Source organism: Synechococcus sp. H60.2 (assembly GCF_047462315.1).
Classification (GTDB): domain Bacteria; phylum Cyanobacteriota; class Cyanobacteriia; order Thermostichales; family Thermostichaceae; genus Thermostichus.
This window is the reverse complement of the sequence record NZ_JANSIZ010000028.1, coordinates 26,121-32,164: the sequence shown is the minus strand read 5'-3', so window position 1 is coordinate 32,164 and position 6,044 is coordinate 26,121. Positions and strand designations below refer to the sequence as shown.

The following is a 6,044-nucleotide window of genomic DNA, read 5'->3' as shown; positions in this document are numbered from 1 at the left end:
TAACCTCGTTTCTTTTCTCAAGTCAGCATCAAGTCGCATACTAAGGCAACAGTTTGCGGAACAGCTCAATAAAGTGTACTGGGGAAAGGCTAAGCTTTGGCATGATTCTAAGTGCATTGTCTCATGCGGCGGTGCACCTCTAGAAATTTTGAGGTTGGTCGTGGCAAGGCTAGGAGCCAACTCTCAACCTAACGTGCTCCCGAAGCAGCTAGAGTCCTCCACTTCCAGAGGGAGGGATCCCGCCTGCCCTGATGTCCTTACCCCTGGCCGCTGGGGAGATAAACTCGGAAGATGAGCAGAGGCAGAGGGAGAGGTGCCCAGGGGGCTGGAAAGCGGCGATGGAACAAGCAAGGCAACTGTGGCAAGCTCTGCTGCTGCGGGGTTTTCCTATCGATTCCTGGTGGCAGGGCAGTCTTTTGGGTCGCCTGTCGGGATCCCTGAAAAACTGGGGCCAAGGCAGCTTGCTCGTCCAAGGCTTGGACGGGATTGGCTTGGGTCTGGTGTTGCTCTACTGGGTCTTTTCCTCCCAAAGCTCCACCGGCATCCTCGGCCTAATCCTACTGGCCATGGCGGCGCTTGTGGTCTTGAGCTGGCTGGTGGAAACCCCGACTGGGCTACCTGTCCATCTGCCCCTGGGCCTTTTCTGGGGAATTGCCACCCTGGCAACGCTCCTCTCGCCGGTTCCCTACGCAGCGCGGGATGGCTGGCTGAAGCTGACGCTCTACTTAGCCGGCTATCTGCTTTTGCATCGTCTGCTGCGCCAACCCCAATTCCGAGATGGGATTGTTGGATCCCTGCTCTTGGTCAGCCTGGGGATGGGGATCTACGGCCTGCGGCAGTACTTTTACGGGGCGGCCGAACTGGCCACCTGGGTAGATCCAGAATCGGGCTTGGCGGGCCTGACACGGGTGTACAGCTTTCTGCGCAACCCTAACCTGTATGGGGGCTACCTGGTTCCCCTCCTCCCCTTGGGGCTGGCTGCCATTTGCCTCTGGCCGGGTTGGGGGATCAAGCTTCTGGTGGGGTTTACAACCGCCGTCAACCTTATCTGTCTGGGGCTGACCTACAGCCGCGGTGCCTGGATTGGGGGGCTGGCAGCGCTGGGGATGATGGCCCTGCTGCTGGCCCAATGGTACGCCCCCCGCCTGCCGGCCCGTTGGCAGCGCTGGACGGTGCCGGCTCTCTTGGGAGGGGGCGCAGCCGCGCTGCTGCTTGCCATCTTGACGGTACGCCCCTTGCGGCTACGGGCTCAGAGCCTCCTTTGGGGACGGCTAGATACCAGCAACAACTTTCGCCTCAACGTCTGGGCGGCGGTGCTGGAGATGATCCGCGACTTTCCCATCTTGGGGATCGGCCCTGGCAATGTCGCCTTCAACCGCGTCTATCCCCTCTACCAGCGGGGCAACTTCAGCGCCCTTGCAGCCTACTCGGTGCCGCTCCAGATTACCTTGGAGACGGGCTTAGTCGGATTCCTGGCTTTTGCTTGGTTCCTCCTGGTGCTCTGGGATCACGGCTGGAGAGGCTGGAACACTTTGCTCAGCTCCCGGGATCCCCAGGGCCTGTGGGTGGCGGCAGGTTTAGCAGCCTGCACCGGCATGATGGCCCACGGCCTGGTGGACACCATCTGGTACCGTCCCCAGGTGCAGATGCTGTGGTGGCTGGCAGTGGCCCTCGTCACAGCCAGTCTGGATTCTCCTCGATCCTCAACGGCCGGTGAAAGACTAAGCTCGTGAGATGCCAGCGCGAACTTCTTAAAAAGTTAAAGTAGCCCAGGCCTGGCCTTCTGGTCTTGACGAGAGCAAATCTAGAGTGGTAAGCATTCTCAGTAGAAGAACGAAAATGTATCTAGATTTACAATTTGCAGGTTTTAGTAGTGTTAGAAATTAGCGGGATTGTTGGGGATATGGGAGGCCAATGAAAAAGATCGAGGCTATAATTCGGCCCTTCAAGCTGGATGAGGTGAAAATTGCCCTGGTCAATGCCGGAATTGTCGGCATGACAGTGAGCGAAGTGCGGGGTTTTGGTCGGCAAAAAGGACAAACCGAGCGCTATCGGGGATCCGAGTACACGGTAGAGTTCCTGCAAAAGCTGAAGGTGGAGATCGTGGTCGAAGACGACCTGGTGGACACGGTGGTGGAGAAGCTGATCGCGGCGGCTCGCACCGGCGAAATCGGGGACGGCAAGATTTTCATCAGCCCTGTCGAGAAAACCATTCGCATCCGTACCGGCGAACTCAACCAAGACGCCCTGTAAAGCAGGGAAGGTCTTGGAGCCTGGGTAGATCGATCCGAGTCCCAGGCTGGCTTGCAGTGGGCAAATGAGGGATCTTTGCCCCAGTTAATGCGTTGTAAAAGTACCGTCACTTTAGGTGAGTCGAAAAGCATGTCTACAAGGATGATCCAAAGACTCAAAGGCCAAGCACTGCAGTGGCTCTGGCAACCAGCTCAGGGGGGCCTAACTGCTGCTCTGACGATTTCGCTGGTTTTCCTATTGGGTCAGGAGAGCGCCTTCGCTCAGGACGCGGAAGTCGTACAGAAACATGCTGACATTGTCTGGACGCTGGTGGGGGCAGCCTTGGTGTTCTTCATGCAGGCGGGGTTCGCCATGGTGGAGACGGGCTTTACCCGCGCCAAGAATGCCGCCAACATTATGATGAAAAACCTGATGGACTTTTGCATGGGCTGTTGCGCCTTTTGGTTCATCGGGTTTGGCCTGATGTTTGGAGAAAATACTGGCTTCTTTGGCCGGAGCTGGTTTGCTTTCAGTTGGCAGCAAGCCCACGAAGCAGGGGACTGGCCTTTTACATTCTTCGTCTTCCAGATGGTGTTTGCTGCCACCGCTGCCACCATTGTTTCCGGGGCCATGGCGGAGCGCACCAAGTTCGTGGCCTACCTCATCTACTCTGTCGTCATCTCTGGGCTGATCTACCCCATCTCGGGGGGCTGGGCTTGGAATGGGCTGTTTGGCGACTACAACGGTGGCACCAGCGGCTGGCTGGAAGATCTGGGCTTCATCGACTTTGCCGGTTCGGGCGTAGTGCATTTGGTGGGGGGCGCTTCCGCCTTAGCCGGGGCCATGGTGCTTGGCCCTCGCATCGGCAAGTACGGCCCCAACGGAGAGCCACGGGCGATTCCCGGCCACAACCTGCCTCTGGGGATGTTGGGGGTGTTTATCCTCACCTTGGGTTGGATTGGGTTCAACGCCGGCTCGACCACAGCCGCCAGCCCCGATATCGGCTGGATTGCCATGAACACGCTGCTAGCCGCTTCGGCAGGGGCTATTGGGGCGATGATCACCTGCTGGGCGCATTTTGGCAAGCCGGATATGACCTTTGCCGCCAACGGGGTGCTGGCCGGCTTGGTAGGGATCACCGCTCCCTGCAACACTGTCCACCCTCTGGGAGCTTTGATCATCGGTTCGGTGGCCGGGATCCTGGCGGTCATCTCGGCGGTGATTCTGGATACGGTGCTGAAGATTGACGACCCGGTGGGCGCCGTTTCGGTACACGGCACCTGCGGTGTTTGGGGGGTGTTGGCAGCAGGGATCCCTTGGTTTGCCCACGCCGATTCAGGGGTGACCTGGGCCCAATTTGGGGTACAAGTTGTGGGCGCTCTAGCCTATTTCTTCTGGCCTTTCATCACCTGCTTGATCCTGTTTTTGATCCTCAAGGCAACGGTTGGCCTGCGCACCAGTGCTGAAGAGGAGCTGGCCGGCTTGGATGTGGGCGAGCATGGTAACGTGGCCTACCCGGATTTTGTGATTGCTTCTGCCGAGTTGGACCAACCTTGAGGCGGCACCCCGGCTCTGAAGGGGATCCAGCGGCACCAATCGCCACTGTCAACGATGAGGAGGGCCAAGCCTGGCCCTCCCTGGCTGTAAACTGGGATGCGGTTGGATGCACTTTTGGATCCCATGCACCTGTTGATCCCGGCGGCTGGCAGCGGCAAGCGAATGGGGGCGGCGGTCAACAAGCTGTTGTTGCCACTTTTGGGTCAGCCTGTCCTGGCTTGGACGTTGCGGGCGGCAGATCGGGCGCATTCCATCGAGTGGATTGGCATTCTCTCCCAACCCGGCGACTGGCCGGCCATGGAGCAGATCCTAGCGTCCATCGACCTGTCCACGCCGGTGCAGCTTCTGCAAGGAGGGGTGACGCGGCAGGAGTCGGTTTACAGGGGGGTGGAGTATCTCTATGGGCTGGGAACGGTGGAACGGGTGCTGATCCACGATGGGGCCCGCTGCCTGGCCACCTCTGAGTTGTTCGATCGCTGCAGCGCTGCCTTGGAGCAAGTGGACGGCTTGATTGCCGCGATCCCTGTCAAAGACACGATTAAAGTAACCGCAAGCGGCCCCAAGGGGATCCAAATCGAATCGACACCGGAGCGTAGCCGGCTGTGGGCAGCCCAAACGCCCCAGGGCTTTCGCCTGTCGCTGTTGTGGCAAGCCCATCGGGAGGCACTGGCCCAGGGGTGGCAGGTAACCGATGACGCAGCCCTATTCGAGAAGCTGGGTTGGCCGGTTTACATCGTGGAAGGGGAGGAGTCTAATCTGAAGTTAACCACCCCCTGGGATCTGGTGCTGGCCAAGCAAATTCTACAGCAGCGCCTCGATCCGGCGCGCTAGCCCAACTCACTATGGCGGTGGCCCTGCCGCAGAGCCGCCTTCTGCCACACCCGACTGCGCCAGCGGCTGAGCAACAGGCTGGCCAAGCCGGCGACATAGATCAGCATGGCCAACCAGCCCCCCACAGCCCCCCATCCCAACCCCGGCAGAAAAGGGATCCAGCTTTGGGGAAAGATCAGTATTTGCGCCAAAGGCAAGAAAAAGAGCCAGCTCATCCCGAGCATGATCGCCATGGGTGCCCGCACATCTCCCGCGCCGCGCAGGCATCCCACTGCAGAGAAGTTGATGCCATCGAAGAGAAACGAGACTCCGATGATCCGCAGCAGCCTCCCCCCCAGATGCAGAATTGCTGCGGCGTTGGCGTCTTTCCCTGTAACGAATAGGCCGAGCAGGGCTTGCCCAAAAAGCGCCAGCCCGCCGCCGATCACAGCCATGTAGCCGAGCGTCCAGCCCATCACGGCATTTCCCAAGCGCATTGCCCAAGCTGGCTGACCGGCGCCAACAGCCTGGCCCACTAGCACCGTGGCCGATTGTTCCAGGCCGATGGCTGGCAAATAGGCAAAGCGAGACAACATCAGACACAGGTGGGCCGTTGCCCCCTCCACAGCCCCCAACTGGCCTAGCATCAACTGAAACACCGTGAAGGAGCTCATATCCGCCAAAGCGTAGATCCCAATCGGCAGGCCCAATCTCAGCAATGGCCGCAACGGTTTCCAGCCCGTGCGCCAGGTTTGCCGCGTAGCGTAGTCGCGGTGGATCCAAGCTGAGAGAAACACCAGCAGGTAGAGGGTCAGCTCCCCATATTCCGACAGGATTGTGCCCCAGGCAGCTCCAGCGATCCCCCAGTTCAAGCCGAAAATGAATAGGGTATTGAGGATGCTGTTGAGCAACACGCTCCAGCCACTCACCCAGAGAGTGATCCAGGTGCGGCCAATGCCGTTAAAAAAACCCGACAAGGCAAAGGTGCCCAAGAGGGCAGAGCCTCCCCAAACGCGAATTTGCCAATAGGCCGCTGCTTGCTCCGCCACCCCCGGCGGCAGGGGCAGCCCTCCATACAGCAAGCCTCCCAACAGCGACAAGAGACCGCACAGGGGAAATAGGCCCAACCCCAGCCCCACTCCCGACCAAGCATAGCGAGAGGCCCCCTTTGGATCTCCGCTGGCGTAGGTTTGCGCCACCAAGGTTTGCACTGCTCGCCCCAGACTCAGGAAGGGGGTCAAGGCCACCTGGGTGGGCAGCCAGGCGGCGTTCATCCCGGCCAAGGCTTGGCTGGAGATTTGACCAATGAACCAAGTGTCGGTTATGCCCATCAGCGCCTGGATGCCAGCGCTGAGCACCAAGGGCATCGCCAACCTCAGCACAACCCCATGATCCACCCGTGGGATCCCTCGGGCATCTAGCCGTTGCGCAATGCCCCTCACACC

At 59.6% G+C, this 6,044-nt stretch carries 6 protein-coding genes; 5 read left to right on the top strand and 1 reads right to left on the bottom strand.

All coding sequences use genetic code 11. The annotated features are described in order from the left end of the window. The 5 genes from NW845_RS06245 to ispD all read left to right on the top strand — a co-directional run. Positions 1-295 (top strand): transposase (locus tag NW845_RS06245; RefSeq protein ID WP_414377553.1); only part of this gene is annotated, 295 nt, incomplete at its 5' end. Between the two features lie 43 nt (positions 296-338). Next, on the top strand, positions 339-1,733 hold the full coding sequence (locus NW845_RS06240) for an IctB family putative bicarbonate transporter (protein WP_414377550.1): 1,395 nt from the start codon (positions 339-341) through the stop codon (positions 1,731-1,733). A 181-nt stretch (positions 1,734-1,914) separates the two neighbouring features. Continuing rightward, on the top strand, positions 1,915-2,253 hold the full coding sequence (locus tag NW845_RS06235) for a P-II family nitrogen regulator (protein WP_414366262.1): 339 nt from the start codon (positions 1,915-1,917) through the stop codon (positions 2,251-2,253). A 129-nt stretch (positions 2,254-2,382) separates the two neighbouring features. Next, positions 2,383-3,789 (top strand): ammonium transporter, encoded by a 1,407-nt coding sequence (locus NW845_RS06230; protein WP_414377549.1) that lies wholly within the window; start codon positions 2,383-2,385, stop codon positions 3,787-3,789. A 123-nt stretch (positions 3,790-3,912) separates the two neighbouring features. After that, positions 3,913-4,620: a 2-C-methyl-D-erythritol 4-phosphate cytidylyltransferase gene (ispD, locus tag NW845_RS06225; RefSeq protein WP_414377558.1), complete on the top strand. Its 708-nt coding sequence runs from the start codon at positions 3,913-3,915 to the stop codon at positions 4,618-4,620. Here ispD and NW845_RS06220 read toward each other — a convergent pair. Beyond that, the gene (locus NW845_RS06220) at positions 4,617-6,041 is read right to left on the bottom strand and encodes an MATE family efflux transporter (protein WP_414377547.1); all 1,425 of its coding nucleotides are present in this window, start codon (positions 6,039-6,041) and stop codon (positions 4,617-4,619) included. The two genes, ispD and NW845_RS06220, sit on opposite strands and share 4 nt — an antisense overlap. Positions 6,042-6,044 lie beyond the last annotated feature (3 nt).